Source organism: Arthrobacter gallicola (genome assembly GCF_014836775.1).
Classification (GTDB): Bacteria; Actinomycetota; Actinomycetes; order Actinomycetales; family Micrococcaceae; genus Arthrobacter_B; species Arthrobacter_B gallicola.
Genome location: NZ_JACSQD010000005.1, coordinates 39,295 through 64,929 on the forward strand (window position 1 = coordinate 39,295; position 25,635 = coordinate 64,929).

The 25,635-nt window shown below is 66.6% G+C and carries 25 protein-coding genes; 3 read left to right on the forward strand and 22 right to left on the reverse strand.

Features of this window, described 5'->3' with window-relative positions:
* Positions 1-12: 12 nt before the first annotated feature.
* Both H9639_RS11330 and hflX read right to left on the reverse strand, forming a co-directional pair.
* Entirely contained in the window at positions 13-2,073 is a 2,061-nt protein-coding gene (locus H9639_RS11330) for an ATP-dependent DNA helicase (RefSeq protein WP_191808190.1), read from the reverse strand.
* Positions 2,066-3,640, reverse strand: a complete 1,575-nt coding sequence (gene hflX, locus H9639_RS11335) for a GTPase HflX (RefSeq protein ID WP_191808191.1) — start codon at positions 3,638-3,640, stop codon at positions 2,066-2,068. Before hflX ends, H9639_RS11330 begins: the two co-directional genes overlap by 8 nt.
* 162 nt (positions 3,641-3,802) lie before the next feature.
* Here hflX and H9639_RS11340 point away from each other — a divergent pair, with 162 nt between their 5' ends.
* Entirely contained in the window at positions 3,803-4,423 is a 621-nt protein-coding gene (locus H9639_RS11340; RefSeq protein WP_191808192.1) for a class I SAM-dependent methyltransferase, read from the forward strand.
* On the opposite strand, the gene dapF is transcribed toward H9639_RS11340, so the two are convergent.
* The 8 genes from dapF to H9639_RS11380 form a co-directional block, all read right to left on the reverse strand.
* Positions 4,420-5,370, reverse strand: a complete 951-nt coding sequence (gene dapF, locus H9639_RS11345; RefSeq protein WP_191808193.1) for a diaminopimelate epimerase — start codon at positions 5,368-5,370, stop codon at positions 4,420-4,422. The genes H9639_RS11340 and dapF overlap by 4 nt on opposite strands.
* Entirely contained in the window at positions 5,367-6,275 is a 909-nt protein-coding gene (miaA, locus tag H9639_RS11350; RefSeq protein ID WP_191808194.1) for a tRNA (adenosine(37)-N6)-dimethylallyltransferase MiaA, read from the reverse strand. The genes dapF and miaA overlap by 4 nt, the downstream gene beginning before the upstream one ends.
* The gene (gene miaB / locus H9639_RS11355; protein ID WP_225219534.1) at positions 6,272-7,798 is read right to left on the reverse strand and encodes a tRNA (N6-isopentenyl adenosine(37)-C2)-methylthiotransferase MiaB; all 1,527 of its coding nucleotides are present in this window, start codon (positions 7,796-7,798) and stop codon (positions 6,272-6,274) included. Before miaB ends, miaA begins: the two co-directional genes overlap by 4 nt.
* A gap of 170 nt (positions 7,799-7,968) precedes the next feature.
* Positions 7,969-8,745: an aggregation-promoting factor C-terminal-like domain-containing protein gene (locus H9639_RS11360; RefSeq protein ID WP_191808196.1), complete on the reverse strand. Its 777-nt coding sequence runs from the start codon at positions 8,743-8,745 to the stop codon at positions 7,969-7,971.
* Positions 8,746-8,826: 81 nt separating this feature from the next.
* On the reverse strand, positions 8,827-10,089 hold the full coding sequence (locus tag H9639_RS11365; protein WP_191808197.1) for a coiled-coil domain-containing protein: 1,263 nt from the start codon (positions 10,087-10,089) through the stop codon (positions 8,827-8,829).
* 152 nt (positions 10,090-10,241) lie between these two features.
* Entirely contained in the window at positions 10,242-10,841 is a 600-nt protein-coding gene (locus tag H9639_RS11370; protein WP_191808198.1) for a regulatory protein RecX, read from the reverse strand.
* 8 nt (positions 10,842-10,849) lie between these two features.
* Positions 10,850-11,911: a recombinase RecA gene (gene recA / locus H9639_RS11375; protein ID WP_191808199.1), complete on the reverse strand. Its 1,062-nt coding sequence runs from the start codon at positions 11,909-11,911 to the stop codon at positions 10,850-10,852.
* Positions 11,912-12,118: 207 nt separating this feature from the next.
* Positions 12,119-12,343, reverse strand: a complete 225-nt coding sequence (locus H9639_RS11380) for a DUF3046 domain-containing protein (protein WP_191808200.1) — start codon at positions 12,341-12,343, stop codon at positions 12,119-12,121.
* Positions 12,344-12,434: 91 nt separating this feature from the next.
* On the opposite strand from H9639_RS11380, the gene H9639_RS11385 reads away from it, so the two are divergent.
* The gene (locus H9639_RS11385) at positions 12,435-12,905 is read left to right on the forward strand and encodes a MarR family winged helix-turn-helix transcriptional regulator (protein ID WP_191808201.1); all 471 of its coding nucleotides are present in this window, start codon (positions 12,435-12,437) and stop codon (positions 12,903-12,905) included.
* Positions 12,906-12,999: 94 nt separating this feature from the next.
* Here the strand turns inward: H9639_RS11385 and H9639_RS11390 are convergent, their stop codons facing one another.
* From H9639_RS11390 to dapA, 6 genes are all read right to left on the reverse strand, one after another.
* Positions 13,000-13,425, reverse strand: a complete 426-nt coding sequence (locus tag H9639_RS11390) for a helix-turn-helix domain-containing protein (protein WP_066302864.1) — start codon at positions 13,423-13,425, stop codon at positions 13,000-13,002.
* A 149-nt stretch (positions 13,426-13,574) separates the two neighbouring features.
* Positions 13,575-14,072, reverse strand: a complete 498-nt coding sequence (locus H9639_RS11395; RefSeq protein ID WP_191808202.1) for a CinA family protein — start codon at positions 14,070-14,072, stop codon at positions 13,575-13,577.
* On the reverse strand, positions 14,069-14,674 hold the full coding sequence (gene pgsA / locus H9639_RS11400) for a CDP-diacylglycerol--glycerol-3-phosphate 3-phosphatidyltransferase (RefSeq protein ID WP_191808203.1): 606 nt from the start codon (positions 14,672-14,674) through the stop codon (positions 14,069-14,071). The genes H9639_RS11395 and pgsA overlap by 4 nt, the downstream gene beginning before the upstream one ends.
* A gap of 19 nt (positions 14,675-14,693) precedes the next feature.
* Entirely contained in the window at positions 14,694-17,564 is a 2,871-nt protein-coding gene (locus H9639_RS11405; protein WP_191808204.1) for an FtsK/SpoIIIE family DNA translocase, read from the reverse strand.
* A 120-nt stretch (positions 17,565-17,684) separates the two neighbouring features.
* Positions 17,685-19,376, reverse strand: coding sequence for a ribonuclease J (locus tag H9639_RS11410; RefSeq protein WP_191808205.1), 1,692 nt, complete (start codon positions 19,374-19,376; stop codon positions 17,685-17,687).
* Between the two features lie 6 nt (positions 19,377-19,382).
* The gene (dapA, locus tag H9639_RS11415; RefSeq protein ID WP_191808206.1) at positions 19,383-20,303 is read right to left on the reverse strand and encodes a 4-hydroxy-tetrahydrodipicolinate synthase; all 921 of its coding nucleotides are present in this window, start codon (positions 20,301-20,303) and stop codon (positions 19,383-19,385) included.
* A 121-nt stretch (positions 20,304-20,424) separates the two neighbouring features.
* Between dapA and H9639_RS11420 the strand changes: the two genes are divergently transcribed.
* The gene (locus H9639_RS11420; protein ID WP_191808207.1) at positions 20,425-21,597 is read left to right on the forward strand and encodes a heparan-alpha-glucosaminide N-acetyltransferase domain-containing protein; all 1,173 of its coding nucleotides are present in this window, start codon (positions 20,425-20,427) and stop codon (positions 21,595-21,597) included.
* Between the two features lie 18 nt (positions 21,598-21,615).
* Here the strand turns inward: H9639_RS11420 and H9639_RS11425 are convergent, their stop codons facing one another.
* The 6 genes from H9639_RS11425 to H9639_RS11450 are packed head-to-tail and all read right to left on the reverse strand — an operon-like array spanning position 21,616 to position 25,634.
* Positions 21,616-22,083: a hypothetical protein gene (locus H9639_RS11425; protein ID WP_191808208.1), complete on the reverse strand. Its 468-nt coding sequence runs from the start codon at positions 22,081-22,083 to the stop codon at positions 21,616-21,618.
* An 11-nt stretch (positions 22,084-22,094) separates the two neighbouring features.
* Positions 22,095-22,853 carry a 4-hydroxy-tetrahydrodipicolinate reductase gene (dapB, locus tag H9639_RS11430; protein WP_191808209.1) on the reverse strand — a complete coding sequence of 253 codons (759 nt, stop codon included), beginning with the start codon at positions 22,851-22,853 and terminating at the stop codon, positions 22,095-22,097.
* A gap of 16 nt (positions 22,854-22,869) precedes the next feature.
* A complete protein-coding gene (locus H9639_RS11435) occupies positions 22,870-23,310 on the reverse strand; it encodes a molybdenum cofactor biosynthesis protein MoaE (RefSeq protein ID WP_191808210.1) in 441 nt (146 codons plus the stop codon).
* Positions 23,300-23,800 (reverse strand): MogA/MoaB family molybdenum cofactor biosynthesis protein, encoded by a 501-nt coding sequence (locus H9639_RS11440; RefSeq protein ID WP_191808211.1) that lies wholly within the window; start codon positions 23,798-23,800, stop codon positions 23,300-23,302. Before H9639_RS11440 ends, H9639_RS11435 begins: the two co-directional genes overlap by 11 nt.
* On the reverse strand, positions 23,797-24,312 hold the full coding sequence (gene moaC, locus H9639_RS11445) for a cyclic pyranopterin monophosphate synthase MoaC (RefSeq protein ID WP_191808212.1): 516 nt from the start codon (positions 24,310-24,312) through the stop codon (positions 23,797-23,799). Before moaC ends, H9639_RS11440 begins: the two co-directional genes overlap by 4 nt.
* Before the next feature lie 38 nt (positions 24,313-24,350).
* Positions 24,351-25,634: a molybdopterin molybdotransferase MoeA gene (locus tag H9639_RS11450; protein WP_191808213.1), complete on the reverse strand. Its 1,284-nt coding sequence runs from the start codon at positions 25,632-25,634 to the stop codon at positions 24,351-24,353.
* Between the last annotated feature and the right edge of the window lies 1 nt (position 25,635).

Sequence of the window (25,635 nt, forward strand, 5' to 3'; positions counted from 1 at the left end):
GCCGGATCACTCCTACGACGCCGCCCGTTGTGCGGTCTTTTGTGCGGTCTTCCGCGAAGCATTGAGCCGCTCCAGGATTCCCAGGGCCACACTGCGGTCCGTCGTGGACCAGAACGGCGGAAGCGCAGCACGCAGGAATCCACCGTAGCGGGCGTTCGCCAGTCTGGAATCAAGCACGGCCACCATGCCGCGGTCTCCTGATGCCCGGATCAGCCGCCCGGCACCCTGGGCAAGCCGGACAGCCGCGTGCGTGGCAGCCACCGTCATAAATCCATTGCCGCCGGCCTTCGCCACGGCCCGGGTCCGTGCCGTCATCAGCGGGTCATCCGGCCGAGGGAAGGGGATGCGGTCGATGACCACCAGGCGGCAGGCCTCGCCCGGAACATCGACTCCCTGCCACAGCGACATGGTTCCGAACAGGCAGGTGGCATCGTCCTCGGCAAACTGCTTCACCAGGGCGGACATGGAAGACTCACCCTGGCACAGGATGGGGAAATCAACCTTGAGCCGCATCGCCGCGGCCGCATCTTCCGCCGCGCGGCGGGACGAGAAGAGTCCCAGCGCCCCGCCCCCGGAAGCCTTGAGCAGCGCCTCGAGTTCCTCAAGCTGCGCCGCGGAGGTTCCCCGCTCCGGTTTGGGCAGGTCGCGGGCTACATAGAGCACACCCTGCCGCGGATAGTCGAAGGGACTACCGACGTCGGTTCCGGTCCACGCGGGTGCGGCTGCGCCCACCAGGCCAAGGCCGCCGGCCACGGGACCGAATTCGGATCCTACCGCCAGCGTGGCAGAAGTCAGCACTACGGTGTGGCCATCGAAAAGTCCGTCTCTGAGGCGCCCGGCCACGGACAGCGGGGCGACGTTCAGGGTGGCCGGTGAGGACTCGTCCGGAGGCGCATAGCCTTCACCGGGCGCAAAGGTGCTGGGCCTGGAGGCCCAGACAACTTCGCCGGCGTCGGGCGCACTGACCAGCCGTTCACACAGTTCCAGCACGGCCATCAGCCGCGAGCGGGCCATCTGCCGTCCGCCGTCGCCGGCGTCCCCGCCCTCCGGCTTTGAATCGGAGAGCGCGGTGCGGCACGCTTCCCGGACCCGGGCCACGGCCAGTTCCTGTTCCTCATTCAGGCCGGAGGGAAGCAGGCCCGCAGGGATACCTTCCACTGACGCGTCGAAGGCGCGGCCCGCCGCTGCGAGTTCCTCCACCGACGCCGACGTGTGCTTGCGCGCGGCGGTGACGGCTGCGCTGATGACTGTCCCGGAAAGCTGTCCGGTGACGGCACCGGTGACACGGTCCTGGAGTTCATGGGCTTCGTCGATGACCACGACGTCGTAGTCCGGAAGGACAGCCAGTCCTTCGAAAGCGCTGATAGCCAGCATGGCGTGGTTGGTGATGACCAGATCCGCCACCGCAGCCTTGGCGCGGGCCCGTTCGCTGAAACAGTATTCGGCAACCGGGCAGCGCTGGGATCCGAGGCATTCCATCGAAGTGACGGAGACCTGCCGCCAGGCGCGGTCGGTGACTCCGGGAACAAGCTCGTCCCGGTCGCCGGTCTCGGTTTCCTCGGCCCACTCGTGCAGGCGGACAACCTCGCGGCCGAGGGCCGACGTCGGACCCGCAGCGGGAGCCGGATGCGCGACACCGTGGTCGTCTCCCAGCGTGAACAGGGCACCTGGCTCCTCATCCTCCGGGAAGCCGCCGCCGGTTTTGTGCACGCAGACGTAGTTGCTCCGGCCCTTCAGCAGTGCCACGTCAATATCCCGGGGCAGCTTCGGCTGCAGCGCCGTCAGCAGCCGTGGCAGGTCCCGGCCGACAATCTGCGCCTGGAGCGCGAGCGTGGCGGTGGAGACCAGCGCCGGTTTGGAGCTCTCCAGGGCGTGATGGATCAGCGGCACCAGGTAGGCCAGTGACTTACCCGTACCGGTACCGGCCTGCACCAGCAGGTGCCTGCCGGTTTCAATCGATTCAGCGACCTGGCGTGCCATTTCATGCTGCCCGGGACGGTTCTGCCCGCCCATGGCCGCGACGGCGGTGTCCAGAAGATCAAGGACCTCCGCGCCTGCATCCTGCTTAGGCATGGTTGACGAACTGCTCCAGCTCCGGGGCCAGGGCGTCGCGCACCAGCACCCGCAGATGGGTACCGTCTTCCTCGTGCTCCAGTGCCAGGATTTCCGCATCCTGGCTGTGCAGGCGGGACACGACGTCGCCGCGCTGGTAAGGGACAAGCAGGTCCAGTTCCACCCCGGGCCGGGGAATTCCCTCGGAGATGGCCTGAAGCAGTTCATCAATGCCCTCGCCGGTGCGCGCCGAGACCACAACGGTCCTCGGCTCGCGCTGGCGCAGCCGTTCGATCACGAACGGGTCAGCGGCGTCGGCCTTGTTCAGGACGATGATCTCCGGGATCCGGCGGGCATCCACGTCGGCGAGGACGGAACGCACCGCGGCAATCTGCCCTTCGGGATCCGGGTGGGAGGCGTCCACCACGTGCAGGATGAGGTCTGCGTCGGCCACCTCTTCCAGCGTGGAGCGGAAGGCTTCCACCAGCTGTGTCGGCAGGGAGCGGACAAACCCTACGGTGTCGGCCAGCGTGTAGCCGATGCCGTCCGGGGTTTCGGCCCGGCGGATGGTCGGATCAAGGGTGGCGAACAGGGCGTTCTCCACCAGTACACCGGCGTCGGTCAGGCGGTTCAGCAGCGAGGACTTTCCGGCGTTGGTGTACCCGGCGATGGCCACGGAGGGCACCTGGTTGCGCTGGCGGTTTGCGCGCTTGGTTTCCCTTGCAGGCTTCATGCCGGCGATTTCGCGGCGCAGCTTGGCCATGCGGGTGCGGATCTTCCGCCGGTCCAGTTCGATCTTGGTTTCACCGGGTCCGCGGGAGCCCATGCCGGCTCCGGCGCTGCCCACCTGGCCACCGGCCTGCCGGGACATGGATTCGCCCCAACCGCGCAGGCGCGGGAGCAGGTATTCCAGCTGCGCCAGTTCCACCTGCGCCTTGCCTTCACGGGACTTTGCATGCTGGGCAAAAATGTCCAGGATCAGCGCGGTCCGGTCGATGACCTTGACCTTCACGATGTCTTCCAGACCGCGGCGCTGGGACGGCGAAAGCTCGCTGTCCACGATCACCGTGTCCGCGCCGGTGGCCATCACGATGTCCTTGAGCTCCTGTGCCTTGCCGGAGCCAAGGAAGGTGCCGGGATCCGGCTTCATGCGGCGCTGGACAATGCCGTCCAGCACCTCTGACCCGGCGGTCTCCGCCAGGGCAGCCAGTTCCTTCAATGAGTTCTCGGCGTCTGCGGCCGTACCCTCTGTCCATAGCCCGGCCAGGACAACCCGTTCCAGCCGAAGCTGCCGGTATTCGACCTCGGTGACGTCCTCGAGTTCCGTTGACAGGCCGGCAACACGCCGCAGGGCCCGGCGGTCCTGCAGGTCCTGCTGATCCCCGTCGGCATCAGAGTGCCCGGCTGTCTGCGCCGACAGTGCCTGGGCCTGCCCGCGGAGTCCGGATGTGGTTCCGACCGGGACGCTGTGCTTGGCAACCGCGGCGTCTTCCTTGGCCAGAATCCGGTCGATGACTCCCTGGATTTCCTCGGGTTTGAGGTCTGTGGGCGTAGATCCGGCGGCGGGACGGGAATTGTTGATGGTCATAATCTCCTTAGAAGCGGTACTAACCATGGTAGGTCAGGGGACCCACATTGTGTCGGCTGCCCTGCGGGTTGTGCAATACGTGCGCGGGTGTCGGTGACGGCGGCGGGCGGACAGGACCATCCGGTCCCCCGGCCCGTCCCGGAACCACTAATCTGGATAGTTATGGGTTCAGAGCATTACTTCAGTTCACAGCCGTCCTCACCGGAGGTCCGCCGGCCGCTGCGCGTTACCTTGGCCGGCCAGGAGCGGACGCTTACCACTTCCGGCGGCATTTTCAGTCCTGATGGCCTTGATAAGGGAACGCAGATCCTGCTCTCCGGTATTCCCGACCCGGCGCCTGCCGGGAATCTGCTGGACATCGGGTGCGGCTGGGGACCGATTGCGCTGACCATGGCGTTGAAGTCCCCCGGCGCCCAGGTGTACGCCGTGGACGTCAACGAACGGTCCCTGGGCCTGACCCGGGACAACGCTGCTGCTCTGGGCCTGGGCAACGTCCACGCCCTGCTCCCGGACGCCGTCGATCCCCAGCTGGAGTTTGAGACCATCTGGTCCAACCCGCCCATCCGTGTCGGCAAGGAGGAACTGCATGCCCTGCTGCTGCAGTGGCTGCCGCGCCTGGCACCGGGCGGGACCGCCTGGCTGGTGGTCCAGAAGAACCTGGGATCGGATTCCCTGCAGCGCTGGCTCGGCGAGAACCTTGGCACGGACTTTGCGGTCAGCCGTTACAGCACCGCCAAGTCCTTCCGGATCCTGCTGGTCAAGCGCAGCGGCGAACCCGACTAGAGCAGTGTTCCGCGGGCAACGAGGACAGCGGGTCCGCTGAGCTCCACGTGTTCCCGGCCATCCGGTCCGGCAAGGAAGCGGACGCCGAGCTCTCCGCCGGGCACCCGGACGTGCCAGGCGTTTGGGGCGCCTGCTCCGGCCCAGAACCGGGTTGCCACGGCTGCCGCGCAGGCACCGGTGCCGCAGGAGCGGGTTTCCCCGACACCGCGCTCGTGGACGCGCATGGTCAGCTGCCCCACGCCGTCGAGCACCAGGGGCTCGGCGGGCACAACGAACTCGACGTTGGTGCCGTTCACCGGCGCAGGTTCCACGGAGGGGGCCTTGATGAGCTCAGTTGCAGCCAGTTCCGACAGTTCGGCCAGCGCGACGACGGTGTGCGGGTTACCCATGCTGACGGACAGTCCGGGGCGCGGCACCTCCAGGCCCCCGGCATTAACTACGGTGTCCATGGCCTTGGCCGCGGCGTGGTCGGGGAAGATGAACTCCCACGGACCCATGTCCACCGCGTAGCCGGTTTCAGTCCGGGTAACAGTCTTCAGCCCGGCGCGCGTGCCAATTGGCAGCACATCGCCCGGTGCCAGCTGCACCAGGCCTTCTTCGAGCAGGAAGTGCACAAAGACCCGCACGCCGTTGCCGCACATTTCGGAGATGCTGCCGTCACCGTTGCGGTAATCCATAAACCAGAGGGCATCCGGGTTGCTCTGCAGAACGGCCTGGCCTTCGGGCAGGTGTTCGGAACGGACGGCTCGAATGAAGCCGTCGGCCCCGATCCCGCTGTGCCGGTCGCAGACCGCCGCAACGTCGGCGGCGCTCAGGTCCCGCAGCCCGTCGGGGTCTGCCACCAGGACGAAGTCGTTGCCGGTGCCGTGGCCCTTGGCAAAGGACAGGCCGGCAACACCGGAGGGCAGGCCGGATGCGGACAGGGCGGTGGGGGAAGTTGTGCTCACCCTTCAAGAATAGCGGCGGCGGCCTTGTTCACCAGTTCAGCATCATCGAAGTCCAGCCAGGTGACGCGGGGGTCGGCTCGGAACCAGGTGATCTGGCGGCGGGCGAACTGGCGGGTGGCCACCACAGTGTCTTCCACGGCCTGCCTGGTGGTCCACTCGCCGTCGAGCACTTTCAGGAACTGGGCGTAGCCCAGGGCACGGCCGGCGGTTTTGCCGGTCCGCAGTCCGGCCGCGTCCAGCCGCCGGACTTCAGCTTCCAGTCCCTGCTCGACCATGAGCTCAACGCGGCGGGCCAGGCGCTGGTGCAGCAGGCTGCGCTCCACCGTCAATCCCACCTGCACTGCCGGCTGGAAGTAGGTGCGGTCCGGCATAAAGGAGCTGAACGGCCGCCCGGTGAGCTCGTGGACTTCAAGGGCCCGGACAATCCGCCGGGCATCGCCCAGGCGTGCCGCCGATGCGGGATCCACCGCCTGCAGCCGGGAACGCAGGGCTTCAAGACCCTCCTGCGCCAGTTCCGATTCCAGGCGGCGGCGCAGCACGGGGTCCGTTCCGGGGAACTCCAGCACGTCCAGGGCTGCGCGCACGTAGAGTCCGGAGCCGCCGACCAGGATGGGATACCGGCCGCGGGACTGGATCTGTGTGATCAGGGCGCGGGCCTGGGCCTGGAACGCCGAGACGCTCGCTTCCTCCGTCACGTCCATGATGTCGAGCAGGTGGTGCGGAACGCCGCCGCGCTCGGCTTCGGGAAGTTTGGCGGTGCCGATGTCCATGCCGCGGTAGAACTGCATGGAGTCCGCGTTGATGATCTCCCCGCCGAGGCGCTGGGCCAGCGCCACACCAAGGTCCGACTTACCGGAGCCGGTGGGGCCGACGACGGCGACGACGGGAGGGACGCTGCGGGTCACCGGCGCGGGGGCAGGACGGGCATACCCAGCGAAACACCGGCCCGGCCGTCCGCGGGAGCGGGAACACCGCAGGAATCAGCCTGTGCCCGGTCCCAGGCGTCTCCGGCGCGGGAACGGCGCAGCGAGTAGTCAGCGGCCGAGGCCGGATCCGACACCAGGTGGAACGCGGCGGCGGAGGTGATGGGAACGGTCACCAGATCTCCGGGGCGGGGAACCGGAGCTCCCTCGGGAACGGAGAAGTGCACCAGCCGCTGATCGCGCGAGCGGCCGGACAGCCGGCCGGTCTCCTCCGATTTACGTCCCGACGCGGCGGTGACCATCACTTCAACCGTTGTGCCGACCTGCTTGGCGTTCTCCTCGGCCGCAATCCTGTCCTGCAGCGCGGTCAGGCGCTCAAAGCGCTCCTGGACCACGGCCTTGGGCAGCTGGTCCGCAAGCTCGGCCGCCGGAGTGCCCGGGCGCTTCGAGTACTGGAAGGTGAAGGCGGTGGCGAACCGGGCCTGTTCGACGACGTCGAGCGTGGCCTGGAAATCCTCTTCCGTCTCCCCCGGGAAGCCCACGATGATGTCCGTGGATATTGCCGCGTGGGGCATCTGCTGCCGGACCCGGTCCAGGATCCCCAGGAACTTCTTGGACCGGTAGGAACGGCGCATGTCCTTGAGGACCTTGTCCGAGCCGGATTGCAGCGGCATGTGCAGCTGCGGCATCACGTTGGGGGTTTGTGCCATCGCGTCGATGACGTCGTCGGTGAAGGCCGCCGGGTGCGGGCTGGTGAACCGGACGCGTTCGAGTCCTTCGATGGACCCGCAGGCGCGCAGCAGTTTCGCGAAGGCTCCGCGGTCGCCGAATTCCACACCGTAGGAGTTGACGTTCTGGCCCAGCAGCGTGACCTCGATGGCGCCGTCGTCGACCAGCGCCTGCACCTCGGCAAGGATCTCTCCCGGGCGGCGGTCGCGTTCCTTGCCGCGCAGTGACGGGACGATGCAGAACGTGCAGGTGTTGTTGCAGCCAACGGAAATGGAGACCCAGCCGGAGTACACCGAATCGCGCTTGGTGGGCAGCGTGGAAGGAAAGACCTCAAGGGATTCCAGAATTTCCAGCTGCGCGGCGTCGTTGTGGCGGGCACGTTCCAGCAGGGCCGGCAGCGCGCCGATGTTGTGCGTGCCAAAAACAGCGTCCACGAACGGAGCCTTGGCCAGGATGGTGTCCCGGTCCTTCTGCGCCAGGCAGCCGCCGACGGCGATCTGCATGCCGGGACGGGTTTCCTTCACGTGCGCCAGCTGGCCCAGGTTGCCGTACAGCTTGTTGTCCGCATTCTCCCGCACGGCGCAGGTATTAAAGACAACGAGGTCGGCGTCCGCGCCGTCGGCCGGCACATAGCCGGCGCCTTCAAGAAGGCCGGAGATCCGCTCCGAGTCATGCACGTTCATCTGGCAGCCGAAGGTACGTACCTGATAGGTGCGCAGAGGCGCCTGGGCGGGTGCGTCGAAGGTCTCAGCGGGTGCGGGGCGGGATACAGACAGGCTCACCGTACTAGGGTACGCCGCGCGGGAGGCACGGCCCCAATTCTCCGGCTTGCCTGCTGTGGCCGGTCCCGGCCGGTCGGGCGGCCGGTCCTTCGTTTCCGGCAGGTCTTCGCTTCCGGGGGTGAGACGTGGCGCTGCCGGGGGTGAGACGCGGCGCGGTAACCGGCTTAGTACCAGTTGTTCGCGTAGTGGAAGTTAAGGGCCGAGCAGGGGCTCCCGTACCGGGACTCAATGTAGGTCAGGCCCCAGTTGATCTGTGTTTTGTAGTTGGTCTGCCAATCGCCCCCGGCGGTGGCCAGCTTGGTGCCGGGAAGTGCCTGCGGAATGCCGTAGGCGCCGCTGCTGGCATTCGTAGCGCTGGTCAGCCACTCGGATTCCTTGTTCCAGAGGGTATCCAGGCAGGTCATCTCCGCGGCACCCCAGCCGTGACCGGCCAGGGCAGTGGCCGCGTAGGCCTTCGCTCCAGCTGGGTCGTTGACCGGAACTGACGCCGCTGCTGCTGCTTTGGCGGCTTCGGCGGCAGCAGCCTCCGCCGCGTCCGCGGCTGCCTGTTCGGCGGCCAGTTGCGCCGCTGCCTGCTCTGCCGCTGCTGCCGCCTGCGCGGCAGCATCCGGAGTGTTCTGAGCTGTCTCCGGCTCTGGTTCGGAAGATTCGGCCGCCGGTGTCTGGCCGGCTGGGGACGGGGCCACGGTCTCCGCCTGCGCTGACTGGGCCGTCGGCTCAGCCGCGGCATCGGTTTCGTCGAAAATGGGGAGGGTCAGGCTGGCGAGCTGGATTCCGGCGGTGGCACGCAGGTCCTTGTCGCTGCTCGCGGCTGCACCGGCGGTGCCGAGCATGACGGCCCCGCCGAGCGTAGCCGCAACTCCCACCTTGATCCGGTGGCGGCGGCGCTGGATTGCGCGCTGCCGCCTCTCTTCACGCCGTCCCTGAACTGCATTACTCATAAGACCGGGACTGTACACACCGTTCCTGAGACAGATCGCGGATTGATAACGCTCAGGTTGCGCTTCTGTAACGGAGCCGCTTTAATACCAGTTATTTTTCTCCGAGTGAGCCCAGGCAGCGCAGGGTGAGCCATACCTTTGCTGGATGTAAAAAAGTCCCCAGTTGATCTGTGTGCGGTAGTTGGTCCGCCAGTCCTCACCGAAGGCGGCCATCTTGTTTCCGGGAAGGGACTGCGGAATCCCGTAGGCCCCGCTGTAGGGGTTTGCGGCGCTGGTCCGCCAGTTGGACTCGCGGTTCCACAGGTTCACAAGGCAGCGGAACTGGCCGCCGTCCCATCCGTACCCGGGCATGCTGGAGAGTGCATAATTCTGGGCGCCGGCGGGGTCATCCACCGGGGCCGCGGGAGCCGGCGGCACGGTCTCCTGGACAGGCGGTGCGGGTGGTGCGGCCGGAGGCGCGGGAGCCGCGACGGGAGGTGTGGGTGTGGCTGGCGGTGTAGATGGTGAGGGCGCGGCCGAAGCCGGCGGGCTACTGGGGCGTGTGGGATTAATCACCGGTCCAGCCTCCGGCCGGCCGGTTTCGGCGGCCGCTTTTTCCGCGGCTTCTGCCTGTTGCCGGACGGATTCTTCGGCGCGGGCCGCCTGCATGCGGGCCAGCTCGGCTTCAGCCGTTGTCTCCCGAAGATCAGCCAGCTGGGCGATCAGCACAGCCGTCCGTTCCTCCTGGGTGCGCACCGCCTTGTCCGCAGCGGTGGTGGCTGCTTCGGCGTCCTTGTACAACGCGTCGGCTTCCTCCGCCAGCACCTTTCGCGCTTCTCGTTCGGCTGCTTCGGCGTCCTCTAGTGCCGCCGCTGATTTTTCCGCCGCGTCAGCCCGGCCGAAAAGCCTGGAGGTCCGCTCTGTGACCAGCTGCAGGGTGGTCATCCGGTCCAGGTGAGCCACACCTTCCTCGGAGTCCAGGAGGAAGAGGACGGTGCTATCCATACCCCCGGTTTTATAGGTCTGGGCGGCGAGGGCTCCCACCTGGCTGCGGAGTTCCGAGGCTTCAGCCGCTGCGGCCGCACGTTCTTCGGCCAGCTCGGCCACCCGCGCGTCACTGGCCAGGACTTCACCGCGCAGGGCATCGTAGCGGCTGGACGCGTCAACGGCGGCGTTGCCGAGGGCCCCGGCCTCATCCTGCAGCTTGGCGAGGTGTTCCTCCAGCTCGCTGATCTGCGCTTCGCGGGCGGACAGATCGGACTTGGCGGCGGCAATCTGGTCCCAGCTCGGGTAGTCATCGGCCGCGGCGGGCGCAGCGGACAGCAGTGCAGCGGCAAGAACCCCGGCGGCTGCTGCGGCTGTCAAAGACGCGCCACGTAACTTCTGTCCCAGAAACCTCACAGTAAACATAGTGAGGATCAGCATACGATACGCCCGGGGTATCCCCTACCGGCGTCTGTGGCCGCTCCTCCGCGGTGCAGCCGCCCCCGGCCGGACCGTTCGGGGCACCAGCCTCACTACCAGGTCTCGTCGTCGGCCGCTTGGCCTTCCGCGGCCTCCCGGTCTTCCAGCACCTCATTGACTACCGCGAAACCGAGTGAGGGTGAGTAGCCCTTCCGCGCCAGCATGGAGACCAGTCTCCGAACCTGCTTATCCCGTTCCTGCCGGTCCTGGGGCACTGCAGCATTGCGCAGTTTCCGGCGCACAAGCTCCAGTGCTGCCGTCCGTTCGTCATCGCTGCTGAGCTGTTCGAGGGCTTCCTCCGCCAGTTCCGGAGCAATCCCCTTCTCCGTGAGCTCCCTGCGGAGCGCCGACCGGGCCAGGGACCGGGTCTGGGATCTGCTTCGGACCCACATCTGGGCGAACTCGGCGTCGTCAATCAGCCGGACTTCCTCGAAACGGTCCAACACTGCCGCCGCGACCTCCTCCGGGACGCCGCGCTCGGCCAGCTTGTCGGCCAGCTGGCGGCGGCTTTTAGCAGAGCTGGTCAGCTGCCGCAGGACTATCGCCCGGGCAACTGCGTAGGGGTCTGCCTCGGCAACGGAGTCGGCAGCCGAACCGGGCGTGGGGCCGTCCTGGGCTCCCCCGCCCGGTTTCCGGGCACGGCGCTGTTGCATCTTTGAGACTAGGCTTCGGCTGCTGCCGTGTTGTCAGCGGCTGCCTTCTTGCCCTTGGGCGCCTGCTCCTCCGGTTCGGCGTCGACTCCCAGCTTGACGCGCAGACGCCGTTCAATCTCGTCCGCGAGCTCAGGGTTGTCCCGCATGAACCGGCGGGAGTTTTCCTTGCCCTGCCCCAGCTGGTCTCCGTCGTAGGTGAACCAGGCACCGGACTTCTTGACGATTCCGTGCTCCACACCCATGTCGATCAGGCTGCCTTCGCGGGAGATGCCCTGACCGTAAATGATGTCGAACTCCGCCTGCTTGAAGGGCGGGGCCATCTTGTTCTTGACGATCTTGGCACGGGTCCGGTTACCAACCGCGTTAGTGCCTTCCTTCAGCGTCTCGATCCGGCGGACGTCGATACGGACCGAGGCGTAGAACTTCAGCGCCTTGCCGCCGGTGGTTGTTTCGGGGCTGCCGAAGAAGACACCAATCTTCTCTCGCAGCTGGTTGATGAAGATGGCCGTGGTCTTGGTCTGGCTCAGGCGGCCGGTGATCTTTCGCAGGGCCTGGCTCATCAGCCGGGCCTGGAGCCCAACGTGACTGTCTCCCATGTCGCCTTCGATTTCCGCGCGCGGAACCAGCGCAGCGACGGAGTCGATGACGACGATGTCCAGCGAGCCGGAGCCCACCAGCATGTCCATGATCTCCAGTGCCTGCTCGCCGGTATCCGGCTGAGAAACCAGAAGCGCGTCAGTGTCGACGCCGAGCTTCTTGGCGTATTCCGGGTCCAGGGCGTGCTCAGCATCGATGAACGCGGCGATTCCGCCGTTCTTTTGGGCGTTGGCAACCGCGTGGAGTGCAACGGTGGTTTTACCCGAGGATTCCGGGCCGTAGATTTCCACGACTCGGCCGCGGGGCAGGCCCCCTATGCCGAGCGCGATGTCCAGGGCAATGGAGCCCGTGGAAATGGTTTCGACGGGCGCGCGCGTGTCATCGCCCAGCCGCATGATGGAGCCCTTACCGAACTGCTTGTCGATCTGGGCCAGTGCTGCTTCAAGTGCTTTGGCGCGGTCTGGAGCGGCCATTCTTCACCTCTGTTGTTGTGGCTGTTGCTGTTGTTCCTGGCCCGTGGGCCTGCTGTCGGTTCCTTACTGAACCGTATGCGACGGCACTGACACTGCCAGCGAACGCATGCCGGGTGTGGACAGCCGGAGCCGGGCGGGCCAGTTGCTGCCCCTGTGTAGGAGCATATCGGCATCCGAACAAATATTCGAACGGATACCGCAGCGTGTCTAGTCCCGTTTTGGCTGGATATCCCGTCCCAGCCGCCGTTCCGGGGGGACTTCCTGCATGTCGCAGACAGCGAGCCACACCCGTTTGGGCTCCACGCCCTTCTCCAGCGCCTGACTGGCAGTTATTCCTCCGAGACCGGTGAGAACCAGGTCCGAAGCCAGAACCCGGGAATATGCCGGCCCGAACTCATCATCCATGAGACGCCAAAAATCGCTGATACGCATCAATAAATCCTCTCACGCCCACTCACGGGGCCGGGATCCGGGAGGCGGCGGGCCTGTGATGACCTGCACTTTCCCGGCCTAGAATGGCACCATGACGGATTATCCGCCGGCAGCTGCCCCCGCCCCGGCCATCGAAAGCCTCGAACAGGAGCTGAGCGTGTTGTGGCGGCGCGCCCGGGCTGCCTCCGCCCGGGTAGCCAAGGCGGTCCACCCCAATCTGGAACCTGCCGCCTACGGGCTGCTGGTTTTGCTGCAGCGCCGGGGTCCACTGCGGCTCACTGACCTGGCCGCTGCCATCGGCGTCGGAAAGCCCTCGGTGAGCCGGCAGGTCGTGATTCTGGAGACGCTGGGGCTCGTGGAAAAGCAGGCCGATCCGGAGGACAGGCGGGCCCAGGCCATTAGCCTGACGCCGCTGGGGCAGGAGCAGCTGCTGCGGACCCAGCGGGCACGGGAGGAACATTTCCGGCTGCTGCTCTCCTCCTGGGATGAGGCGGAGGTCCGGACCCTGAGCACGCTGCTGCACAAACTCAATGTCTCCGAAGTGCCCGGGCACGCAAGCTGACCTGCCGCCCGGGCAGACGAAAGACCCCGCCGGCGGTGCGCAGCGGGGTCCTTCAAGAGCTCTTGGGCGGGAAGCAGAAGCTCCCCGGGGGTTGTTACGGAGTGCGGGCCAGATCCCGGGCCAGGTCCTCGGGGAACTCACGGGCAAACTCCCGGGAGAATTCCGTCGGAACGGTGTCGGGGATGGTTACGCCTTCGGCGCTGGCCACACGGTCACTGACCTCACGAAGCATCAGGGACAAAGGCACATCAAGGGCACTGCAGATTGAAGACAGGAGTTCAGAAGAAGCTTCCTTCTGGCCCCGTTCAACTTCGCTCAGGTATCCAAGGGACACCCTGGCGCTGTGCGAGACTTCACGCAGGGTACGGCCCTGGCGCTGGCGTACATCGCGGAGTACATCACCAATTTCATGGCGTAGAACTACCATCTTGCGCTCCTTAGGCTCCCTGTGTGCATCTTCCGCCAACCCTACATCCCGCCAGCGAATAACGCCGTTCACGGATACGGGTTGCTTCACCATGTGTATCGTCCTGCTCCCTTATCGGTCCCTCCGCGGCGAATACCGCGGATTGTCTAGATCGTAATCCGGGAACCTTAGCGGTTCCTGATACTAACAACTGACACGGTTTCGGATTTGTTCCCGGCCCCAGCGCCGTTTGTGCCGAGCCTCTAACCCTGGCTCTCCTGCGCCGGTTCCCCGGATAGCAGTTCCAGAGCCAGCAGCTCCAAAGCCGCAGTGCAGGCCTGCCGCCGGATGGCGGCGCGGTCGCCCTCGAACCGGAAACCTTCGGCCCTGACTGCAGACGCCGTCGCGATACCAATAAACACAGTACCCACCGGTTTGCCGTCATGGGGCTCCGGACCCGCCACACCGGTGGTGGAAATCCCAATATCGGCGTTCAGCACCTTCCGGACGCCCCCGGCCATCTGTTCGGCCACCGCCGGGTCAACGGAGCCGGCTTTCCGGAGCAGGTCCTCCGGGACGCCCAGAACCTGTGCCTTGACCGAGTTCTGGTACGCAACAACGCCGCCCTGCAGTACCGCGGAGGCTCCAGGTACGGTGGCCAGTTCCGCAGCGAGCATCCCTGCGGTCAGCGACTCGGCAGCTGCCACACGCAATCCGCGGGCGGCCGCGGCAGCCACAATGTCGGGTGCCCGGCCGGTCATGCGCTTCGGCCGCTCTCGCCGCGGGCACCGGCGCGCAGCCGGATGGCCTGCAGGACGTAGTCGATGCCGGTCACCACGGTGATGACGACGGCGGCTGCCATCACGGTGGCGCTGATCCACCAGGCCCAGTCCCCCAGCCAGGAGGTCAGGGGCAGCAGGAACAGGAAGATTGCCAGAGTCTGGATAACGGTCTTGAGCTTGCCGCCGCGGGAAGCAGCCATCACGCCATACCGGATCACCACGAACCGCATGATGGTGATTCCGATTTCGCGGACCAGGATGACGATCGTGACCCACCACCACAGCTCGCCGAGGATCGAGAGCATCACCAAGGCGGAGCCGATCAGCAGTTTGTCGGCAATGGGATCGGCGATCTTGCCGAAGTCGGTGATCAGCCCGCGGCTGCGCGCCAGATCGCCGTCGAGCTTGTCCGTATAGATGGCGACGGCGAAGGTTGCCACCGCCAGCCACCGGAACAGGCCGTCGCGGCCATCGTCTGCCACGAGGAACCAGATAAACAGCGGCACCATAACGATGCGGATGACGGTCAGGACGTTGGCGATGTTCAGCGTCGGAACCCGCTCGGCTGGGGAGTTGCTCACAGTTCCAGACTAACCGGGTTCAGCGTCCGGTGAGATTCCATGCGTCCTCTGTTCCGTCCTCGTCGCCGCTGGTCCCGTCGGCGCCGTCGTAATATTCCGTGGCCTGCGGGCGGGAGTCGAGGTCCTGGCCCACCAGGTCCACCGGGCCGTCGGGCTCGAAGCCGTGGTTCGCGTTGGCGTTATCCGCCAGTGCGGCAGCTTCCGCGGCGTCCGGACCGCCCAGCGGTTCCCCGCCCTGGATGGCGGCCAGTGTGGCGGCGAGGTCATCGGGTTTGACCAGCACGTCGCGGGCCTTGGAGCCTTCGGACGGGCCAACCACGCCCCGGGATTCGAGCAGGTCCATCAGGCGGCCGGCCTTGGCGAAACCGACCCGGAGCTTGCGCTGGAGCATGGAGGTGGAGCCGAACTGCGTGGTGACCACCAGCTCGGTGGCCTGCAGCAGGACATCGAGGTCGTCTCCGATGTCGTCGTCGATCTGCTTCTTGGGCGCGGTAACGGCCACGTCTTCGCGGTAGACGGCCTGCAGCTGGGTTTTGACGTGCTCCACCACGCGGTGGATTTCAGACTCCGTTACCCAGGCGCCCTGCACACGGATCGGCTTGTTGGAGCCCATCGGCAGGAACAGTGCATCGCCCTGGCCCAGGAGCTTTTCCGCGCCCGGCTGGTCCAGGACCACGCGGGAGTCGGTGACCGAGGAGGTGGCGAAGGCCATGCGGGAGGGAACGTTGGCCTTGATCAGACCGGTGACGACGTCGACAGAGGGGCGCTGGGTGGCCAGCACCAGGTGGATGCCGGCGGCACGGGCCAGCTGGGTGATGCGCACGATCGAGTCTTCGACGTCCCGCGGGGCAACCATCATCAGGTCAGCGAGCTCGTCCACGATCACCAGCAGGTACGGGTAAGCGCGGATAACCCGCTTGGAACCGGCCGGCGGAACTACCTTGCCGTTGCGCACGGCCTTGTTGAAATCGTCGATGTGCTTGAAACCGAAGTTGGCCAGGTCGTCGTAGCGGGTGTCCATTTCCCGGACCACCCACTGCAGCGCCTCGGCGGCCTTCTTGGGGTTGGTGATGATCGGGGTAATCAGGTGCGGCACACCTTCATAAGCGGTGAGTTCCACGCGCTTGGGGTCCACCATGACCATCCGGACCTCATCCGGGGTGGAGCGCATCAGGATCGAGGTGATCATCGAGTTCACAAAGGATGACTTACCGGCACCGGTGGCGCCGGCCACCAGAAGGTGCGGCATCTTGGCCAGGTTGGCGACGACGAAGCCGCCTTCAACATCCTTGCCCACACCCATCACCATGGGGTGCTCGGTCTTGCGCGCGGCGTTGGAGCGCAGCACGTCGCCCAGGGCCACGACTTCCTTGTCCGCGTTCGGAATCTCGATGCCGATAGCGGACTTGCCGGGGATCGGCGAGAGGATGCGCACGTCGGAACTGGCGACGGCGTAGGAGATGTTCTTGGACAGCGCGGTGACCCGCTCCACCTTGGTGCCCTCGCCCAGCTCGATCTCATACCGGGTGACCGTGGGACCGCGGGAGAATCCGGTGACCTTCGCGTCAACGTTGAACTGCTCCAGGGTGTGCGTCAGGGCAGCGACCACCGCGTCGTTGGCCTCTGAGCGTTCCTTGGCCGGCGGACCGGACGGCAGGAAGTCCGACGGCGGGAGGGTGTAGGTGACGTCGCCGGAGAGCTGCAGCTGCTCGGTGCGCTGCGGAATGGGGGCCGACGGCGGCACATTCGCCACCGGGCGCGAGGGCACCGGAGGCACGGGCGGAACCGCGGCAAGGGACGCAGCCGCCTCGGGGACCATGGAGATCGCTTCCGTGGGCGGCTCTGCGTCCTCCTCGAGACCCTGCTGGCGGCGCAGTTTCTGAGTGGCAAGTTCGGCCTTGGTGGGGCGGCGGACTCCCGGCGGGACCGCGGGTTCGGCCAGGGCAGCTTCCTGCCGTTCCTCTTCGTCCCGCAGCAGGGCGGCTTCGAAGGCCTCGTCTCCGGCAAAGCCGTCAGAGTGCTCCGCCTCTTCGTCCTTGCGCGTGCGTGCGAACCGGCTGGGCTTCCGGGCTTTCTTCGGTTTGGCCGGGCGGTCGGAGGCATAGAGGTAGCTCTGGTCGTGAGCCTCGGGATCGTCCGGGCTCAGGTCCTGCCCCATCAGGTGCTCATACAGGGCGCGCAGGCGCAGCGGAATGTGCCGGAACGGCGTGGCCGTGACGATCAGGATGGAGATGAAGACCAGAAGCGAAAGCAGAAGGATGACCGGCCACTTGGTGATGGCGGCGGACAGCGGGCCAGCCACCAGGAAACCGACAATACCGCCGGAGGCCCAGAGCTTATCGAAGCCGTCGGACAGGGCCGGAGCACCGCCGATCAGGTGGGTGATGCCCGCCCCGGAGCAGATCATCAGGGTCAGGCCAATGCTGATCCGGCCGTTGGCGCGGTGCCGTTCCGGATAGCGGAACAGGCGGACCGAGGCGGTCAGGAGCATAAAGGGCAGGACGACGGCCATCCACCCGAAGGTGCCGGCCGCACCGGCGTGAATGACGTCGGCTACCGGACCGCGCAGGGCCCACCATTCAACCATGGCAACCAGCAGGGCGGTGAGAATCAGGAAGAAACCGGTGCCGTCCCGGCGGATCTCGCGGTCCGGAACGACGTCGGTGCCCAGTTTGCGGACACCGGCACCTACGATCCGGGCGACTCCCATCCACGCCCTCTGAATGGCCCGCAGGGGCAGCGGGAGCGTCTCTTCTGGCTGGGCCTTGGACTGCCGGCCGGTGGACTTCCCCCGTGCGCCCGCTTTTCCCCCGGAACTCCCGCCGGCATTGCGGGCAGGTGTCCGGCTGGAGGAACTGCCGCGCGCGGCAGGGGAAGTACGAGTCGCCATATCTGCCACGCTACCGGACGACGGCGGCAAATCACCGAATATACGCGCCAATCCAGGCGCTGTTCCTCCCCGCCGGGAACCCCGGCCGGGGAGGAATCAGAGACCTGCGGACAGGCCGGGCTAGGCTTCCAGGACCACCGGAACGATCATCGGGCGGCGGCGCAGGCGGCGGTTGACCCAGGTGCCGACGACACGGCGGACAACCTGCTGCAGCTGGTAGGCGGTGTGGTCCCGGTTCGACATCACCGCTTCCTCCAGCGCCTTGCTGATCTTGGGCTTGATCTCGTCGAACACGGTGTCGTCTTCGGCGAAGCCGCGGGCATGGATTTCCGGCCCGGACACGATGGTTCCGGTGGTGCGGTTCACCACGGTGATAACGGAGATGAAGCCTTCTTCGCCCAGGATGCGGCGGTCCTTGAGGTCCGTGTCGGTGATTTCCCCGACGCTGGATCCGTCAACGTAGACCAGGCCGCACTCAACATTGCCGACCACGCGGGCCTTGCCGTTGACCAGGTCCACCACGGTGCCGTCGTCGGCCAGGATGATGTTCTCTTCCGGAACACCGGTCTGCGCCGCCAGCTTGCCGTTAGCGATCAGGTGGCGGGTTTCGCCGTGCACGGGCATGGCGTTCTTCGGCTTCAGGATGTTGTACGTGTAGAGCAGCTCTCCGGCCGAGGCGTGTCCGGAGACGTGGATCTTGGCCGTGCCCTTGTGGACGACGTCCGCACCCAGCTTCATGAGCCCGTTGATCACGCGGAAGACGGCGTTCTCGTTGCCCGGGATCAGCGAGGAGGCCAGGATGACCGTGTCACCGCGGCCGACGCTGATCCGGTGGTCGCCGTTGGCCATGCGCGACAGCGCGGCCATGGGCTCGCCCTGCGAACCGGTGGACATCAGCACCAGCTTGTGGTCGGGCATGTTGTCCACGTTCTTCAGGTCCACCAGGATGCCGTCGGGAACGTTCAGGTAGCCCAGCTTCTCCGCGATGGCCATGTTCCGGACCATGGAGCGGCCTACGAAACAGACCTTGCGGCCGTGCGCGGCAGCGGCGTCGAGCACCTGCTGGACACGGTGGATGTGCGAGGAGAAGGACGCGACGATGATCCGCTTCTTGACCTTGCCGAAGAGCTCTTCGAGCACCGGGCCAATGTTGCGTTCCGGTGAGGTGAAGCCGGGGACGTCGGCGTTGGTGGAGTCCGCCATGTAGAGGTCCACGCCCTCTTCACCCAGCCGGGCGAAAGCGCGCAGGTCGGTAATGCGGCCGTCCAGCGGGAGCTGGTCCATCTTGAAGTCGCCGGTGTGCAGGACCGTGCCGGCACGGGTACGGATGAAGACCGCCAGCGCGTCCGGAATGGAGTGGTTGACCGCCACGAACTCGCACTCGAAGGGGCCGAACTGCTCAACCTGGCCCTCCTTCACGGTGAGCGTGAAGGGCTTGATCCGGTGTTCCTGCAGCTTCGCCTCGATCAGTGCCAGCGTCAGCTGGGAGCCGATCAGCGGGATGTCCTTCTTCAGGCGCAGCAGGTACGGCACTGCGCCGATGTGGTCTTCATGTCCGTGGGTGAGTACCACGCCCACCACGTCGTCCAGCCGGTCTTCGATGTAGGAGAAGTCCGGGAGGATCAGGTCAACGCCGGGCTGCGTCTCTTCCGGGAAGAGCACACCGCAGTCCACGATGAGCAGCTTGCCGTCGATTTCGAAGACGGCCATGTTGCGGCCGATTTCTCCGAGCCCGCCCAGGGCCACGATGCGCAGCGTCCCGGGCTTGAGACGGGGAGGGGTCCTCAGTGCGGTATCCGCAGTTTCAATCATGTTGTATTACGCCTTGTCCTGGGAAAAGTCCCATCCTGCTTCGGCCAGGTCCGCCAGGACAGCTTCCATTTCAATGGCGTCGGGAGCCACCAGCGGCAGCCGTACAGCGGCGTTGGGGATCACTCCCTGCATCTTGAGGATCTGCTTGGCGGAAATGGCACCTGGTATGTGTGTCATTACTGCGCGCACTACGGGATCCAGGTCGAAGTGGATCCGGCGCGCCTTATCGAAATCTCCTGCTGCGGCTGCGTCGACCAGGGCCCGGAACTCCCGGGTGGCCACGTGGGCACTGACGCTGACGACGCCGACGGCTCCGGCCACCATCCACGGCAGCGTCAGTCCGTCGTCGCCGGCGTAGACGTCCAGGGTGGTGTTGGCCATGACCCGGGTGACGGCAGCGAAGTCGGCCTTGGCATCCTTGAGGGCCAGGACCTTGGGGTTTTCTGCGAGACGGAACATCGTCTCGGTGGTGATCGGGATCCCGGCGCGGCCCGGGATGTCATAGATCATGATGGGCAGCTCGCTCGCCTGCGAAACGGCGTCGAAGTGTGCCAGCACACCGGCCTGGGTGGGCTTGTTGTAATACGGGGTGACGACCAGCTGGCCGTCGGCTCCGGCGCGCTCGGCCCGCTTGGCCATTTCCACGGAGTGCGAGGTGTGGTTGGTTCCGGTCCCGGCAATGACCTTGGCCCGGCCCCCGACGGTCTCCGCGACGACGCGGAAAAGGTCTTCTTTTTCGCTGTCCTCCAGGGTGGAGGTTTCGCCGGTGGTTCCGGAGATGACAAGACCGTCGCAGCCGTCCTCGACCAGCTTGTTGGCCAGGAACGCGGTGGCCTCAAAGTCCACCTGACCGTCGGCTGTAAACGGGGTGACCATCGCCGTCACCAGGGTTCCAAACGGGCGGGAACGAATATCAGAGTCTGCCATGGGTAAAACGTTACCTGTTGCACCTGCGATTGGGACAACGGAGACGCCCGGTGCGCCCGGGCGCGTCAGGCCCGGGGAACGCCGCACAGGGATGCCAAGGCTGCTGTGAGACGATTCTGGAATGAGCAGAACACGGCTGACGGGCATCGACGCTGCCCGGGGTGTGGCGCTGCTGGGCATGATGTCGACTCACATCTTCCCGCTGTACAACCCTGAGACGGGAGCGCCCACTTTGGTTGCGCTGCTCTTTTCCGGACGTGCTTCCGCCCTTTTCGCCGTGGTGGCGGGCATTGGAATCGCCTTACTGACCGGCGGCGCCGATCCGGGTTCCGCGCGTTCCCCTGCCCGGAACCGGCGTGGCATCGCCGCGCGCGCCGGGGTCATCGCACTGATCGGCCTGCTGCTCGGCGGGCTGGAGACCTCGATTGCCATCATCTTGTTCCATTACGCCGTCCTGTTCCTGATGGTGCTGCCGTTCACGAACATGCGGCTGCCGCGGCTTGCGGTCTGGGCCGGTGCCTGGGTATGCCTCTCCCCCGTCCTGGCCTACCTGATGCGCCCCTGGATCAACGCGAACCTGGTTCCCCCCGGCGTGGACGGCAACATCACCTGGGAGCATTTCCTGGAACCGGTCCCGCTGCTGGCAGATGTCCTGTTCACCGGCGTGTACCCCACAGTGCAGTGGATGAGCTACCTGCTGATTGGCATGGTGATTGGACGGCTGCAGCTGACCAGTCTGCCGGTGCAGGCGGGCCTGGTCTTCGTGGGAATTTTTACAGCTGTGGGTGCAAAGTTCCTCAGCTGGTACCTGCTCATCGATGCCGGCGGTTTCGCCGAACTTCTGAAGACCGAGTCCGGGCAGACGTGGCCGATCGGCCGGATGCTGGAGGTGAACCTCACCGGGGTGGACCAGTCGGGCTCGTGGTGGTGGCTCACGGTCAGTGCGCCGCATTCCGGAACCACCTTCGACCTGCTGCACACCGCCGGGACGGCTGCCGCCGTCGTCGGCATCTGTCTGCTGCTCACCTGGGCGCGGCCCAACCTGCTGCTGCCGCTCTCCGCCGCCGGTGCCATCACGCTGACGCTCTACAGCGTGCACATCTGGGTCATGGCGATGGTGCAGGCGCAGGAACCGGCGCTGGATCCCGGCTGGGTGTTCTGGCCCCAGGCCGCGGCCGCAGTGCTGATCGGCATCGCGTTCGTCCGCCTCGGTTCGCGCGGACCGCTGGAGACCATTGCGTCAGGTGCGTCGCGGCTGGCCCGGGACGGCACCCTGGCAGAAAACCGGCGGTAGGCGCCGCTCCTTCAGGCGTCAGGCAGAGAAGAGCTTGCCGGCTTGCCGCATTGCGGAGCGGGCACGCTTGCGGTCACCGGCGGCGTCGTAAGCGCAGGACAGCCGGAACCAGGCCCGCCACTCCTCCGGGGCGGCTTCAACCTCGGCCTGGTAGGCCGGGAACTGGGCGTCGGCGGCTTCCCGGACGATCCTGCCGCCCGGGGTCCGCGGCAGGTCATCGACCGGCAGTCCGCCCTCATCAGCGAGGATAGTGGCCATTTTCTCGGTCTGCACACCGAACAGCAGCTCGCGCACCAGGGCCCACACACCAACGAGCGGCAGCACGAAGTACGCCAGGCCCATCGCCTTCGCGGTGAGCCCGTCGGAGGTCAGCAGGAGCCAGCCCCGCTGGGCGACAATGACGAGGTAGAAAGCCAGGAGCAGGGTGACCAGGAGGACACCGATTTTCGCCCGGTTATGGAACAGTCCGGAGAAGAAAGTGGACAACGAAGGTTTCCTTAGGCGTTCAGGTTGAGGTAGCCGTCAAGTCCGACGGTCAGGCCCGGGTGCTCCGCGACCTGACGCAGCCCGAGCAGGACTCCGGGCATAAAGGACGCCCGGTCATAGGAATCGTGGCGGATGGTGAGCTGCTCCCCTTCGCCGCCCAGCAGGACCTCCTGGTGGGCCACCAGTCCGCGCAGGCGGACGGAGTGGACGCGGATGCCGTCGACGTCGGCTCCGCGGGCACCCGGGAGTTCCTTGACGGTGGCGTCCGGTGAGGGTGCGGTGCCGGCTTCGGCGCGGGAGGCTGCCATCAGTTCAGCCGTGCGGGCGGCGGTTCCCGAGGGGGCGTCCACCTTTTGCGGATGATGCAGTTCCACGATTTCCACGGATTCGAAGTACGGTGCGGCCTTGGCGGCAAAAGCGGTGGCCAGCACGGACCCGAGGGCGAAGTTCGGGGCAATGAGGACGCCGGTCTCAGGGTGCTCCGCAAGCAGTTCCGTCAGGCGCTCCAGGCGTCCCGCGTCCCAGCCGGTGGTTCCCACCACGGCGTGCATTCCGTGTTCGACGGCGAAGCGGACGTTTGCTTCGGTGCTGTCCGGAACGGTCAGGTCCACCACGTACCGGGCCCCCGCGGACACCAGGGTTTCCAGCGGATCGTTACGGCCCAGGGCGGCCACCAGCTCCATGTCCGGAGCCGCTTCCACGGCTTTGACGGCTTCGGATCCCATGCGTCCGGTGGCTCCGAGCACCGCGACAGGCAGTTTATTCCTCATGGTTTTAGGTTACCGGTCAGGCCGGGGCATCGCTGACGCCGACCCACTCCACGGACCCGTCCGCAAATACCTGCTCTTTCCAGATCGGCACCTGGGCCTTCACCGTGTCCACAAGCTCCGAGCAGGCGGCGAAGGCGGTGCCGCGGTGGGCGGAGGCGACGGCGGCAACCAGTGCCGCGTCCCCGATCTGAAGCGGCCCGGTGCGGTGGCCCACCCAGATGCGGACGCCGTCGTACTTCTCCGCGATGGCCCCGGCAACGTCCGCGATGACCGTCTGCGCGGTGGGGTGCGCACTGTAGCTCAGAGAGGCCACCTCTTGCCCGCCGTCGTGATTACGCACAATGCCGCTGAAGCTCACGACGGCGCCGGCCTGCGGGGTCCACACGGCGGTGCATGCGGATTCAGATTCCAGCACGGTGGTGCCGACCGTGGCAGCCACAACTTCGCTAGTGCTCATTTCTACCTTCCAGCAGGCTGCAGATGTGCCCCACGAGGGGCTCGAGGACGGCGAGTCCGTCCGCGACGGCGGACGGCGAGCCGGGCAGGTTGACGACGAAGGTCCGTCCGGCAGTACCGGCATATCCGCGGCTCAGCGCCGCCATCGGGGTTTTGGCCAGCCCGTCGGCACGCAGTGCTTCCATAATCCCGGGCACCTGGCGCTGAAGCAGCGGGAGGGTCTGCTCCGGCGTGACGTCGGTGGGGCTGATCCCGGTGCCTCCGCTGGTGATAATAAGGGACGGTTCCAGCGCCAGCATACGGGCCAGCGCCTGTCCCACCGGGTCACCGTCCGGCACGACTTCCGCCAGGACGACGTCGTAGCCCAGGGCATAGAACCAGTCCTGCAGCAGCGGCCCGGTTTCATCCTCGTACACCCCGGCCGCTGCCCGGGTGGAGGCAACCAGGATCGCCGCGGTGCGGCGGGCGGGTGCCGTTGGGCCGGTGCTCACAGTGTCCAGTCTCCGCTTTTGCCGCCCGATTTGGCCAGCACCATAATGTCCGAGACCACCGCGTGCTTATCCACGGCCTTGATCATGTCGTAGAGCGTCAGCGCGGTGACGGAGACGGCGGTCAGCGCTTCCATTTCGACGCCGGTGAGCGCCTTGGTCTTGACGGTGGCCCGCATGACAACCGTGTCCTCCCGGGGCTCGAAGTCCACGGTGACCTTGGTCAGCGGCAGGGGGTGGCAGAGCGGAATCAGGTTGGAGGTCTGTTTGGCAGCCATGATTCCGGCGACGCGGGAGACGGCGAACGCATCACCCTTGGGCAGCCCGCCCTCGGTGAGCAGCCGGATAACGTCGGCCGTGGTTTTCAGGACAGCCTGGGCCGTGGCTTCACGGGCGGTCTCGGGCTTGGCGGAGACATCGACCATATGGGCGGTGCCGTCTGCGCGGACATGGGTAAGCGCCGGTGCGGCCTGCTCTTCTCCGGTGGTGCCTGATCGGGGCTGGTCTGAGGGCATCGGCGGGTCCTTTCGGTGGTGCTGTGCTGCACGCTGGGTTAGTCCAACAGCCATACTGTCACTTCCGACCCGGCAGCCGCGTGTTCAGTGTCTTCCGGCAGCTCGACAAGGGCGTTGGATGAGGCCAGGGCGTGGATCAGGTGGGACCCCGGTCCCCCAATGAGCTCCACCTGCCCGTCCTTCCAGCGTCCCCTGCGGAGCTGCAGTTTGCCCGGCGGGCTGGCCGCGGCCTCGGTGAGCCGCGCCTGGACTTTCCGGCGCGGGACGGGCAGCCCGGTCAGCGCGGTCAGTGCCGGGCGCAGGAACATTTCAAAAGACACCAGACAGCTCACCGGATTCCCTGGAAAGGCGAGGAACGGAATCCCGTCCACTGTGCCGATTCCCTGGGGGCCGCCGGGCTGCATTGCCACCGAAAGGAACTGGACGCCGCCGGCGCCCAGTGCCTGCCGGACCACTTCGTAGGCGCCCTTGCTGATGCCGCCTGAGGTCAGGACCAGGTCAGCGGGATGACGCCGGAGATCGTGCCGGAGCTGTTCCAGGAAACCCTCCGGACGGTCCGCGGCAATCCGGGAATGAGCCACCTCGGCACCGGCTTCACGCAGGCTGACCGCCAGCAGTGTGGTGTTGGCGTCGTGAATCTGTCCCGGCGCGAGCGGCTGACCGGGTTCCACCACCTCATCTCCCGTGCTCAGCAGCAGGACCGGGAAGCGTGCCCGGACCGTCACGGAATCCACCCCCAGGCCCGCCAGCAGCCCCAGCTGGGCAGCACCGAGCCGGGTTCCGGCAGCCAGTGCGGCTGTTCCCTCGGCGATGTCGCTGCCGGCCGAACGGACGAACTGTCCGGCCGGAACTCCGCTGGGAAGGCCAACAGTGGCACCCTCGGGTTCCGTCGCCGGATAGAAGGAGTCCGGCACGGCCCGCTCAATGGGAACGACGGCGTCTGCCCCGGCGGGCAGCATGGCACCGGTCATGATCGGGGCCGCGGTTCCGGGGGCCAGCGCTGGGGCCGCCGTGCCGGCGGGGATGGGTGCCGCAACCCGCAGCTGGACGGTGCTGGACGGGGTTGCCGCTGGCTGGGATGTGGCCGGTGGAGCTGCGGCGAGGTCCGACGCGCGGACCGCATAACCGTCCATCTGCGAGTTAGCGAACGGCGGCAGACTGCGCGGAGCCGCGACGTTCCCGGCGAGGACACGCCCGGCTGCCTGTTCCAGTCCCAGGCGCTCGGTGCGGGCCGCATGCCCGTGCAGCCGCCCGGCCAGCAGGGCCTGCACCTGCTGCTGATGCTCGCCCACCGTCCGGGTGCGGGTCTGTGTGCTGCTCACG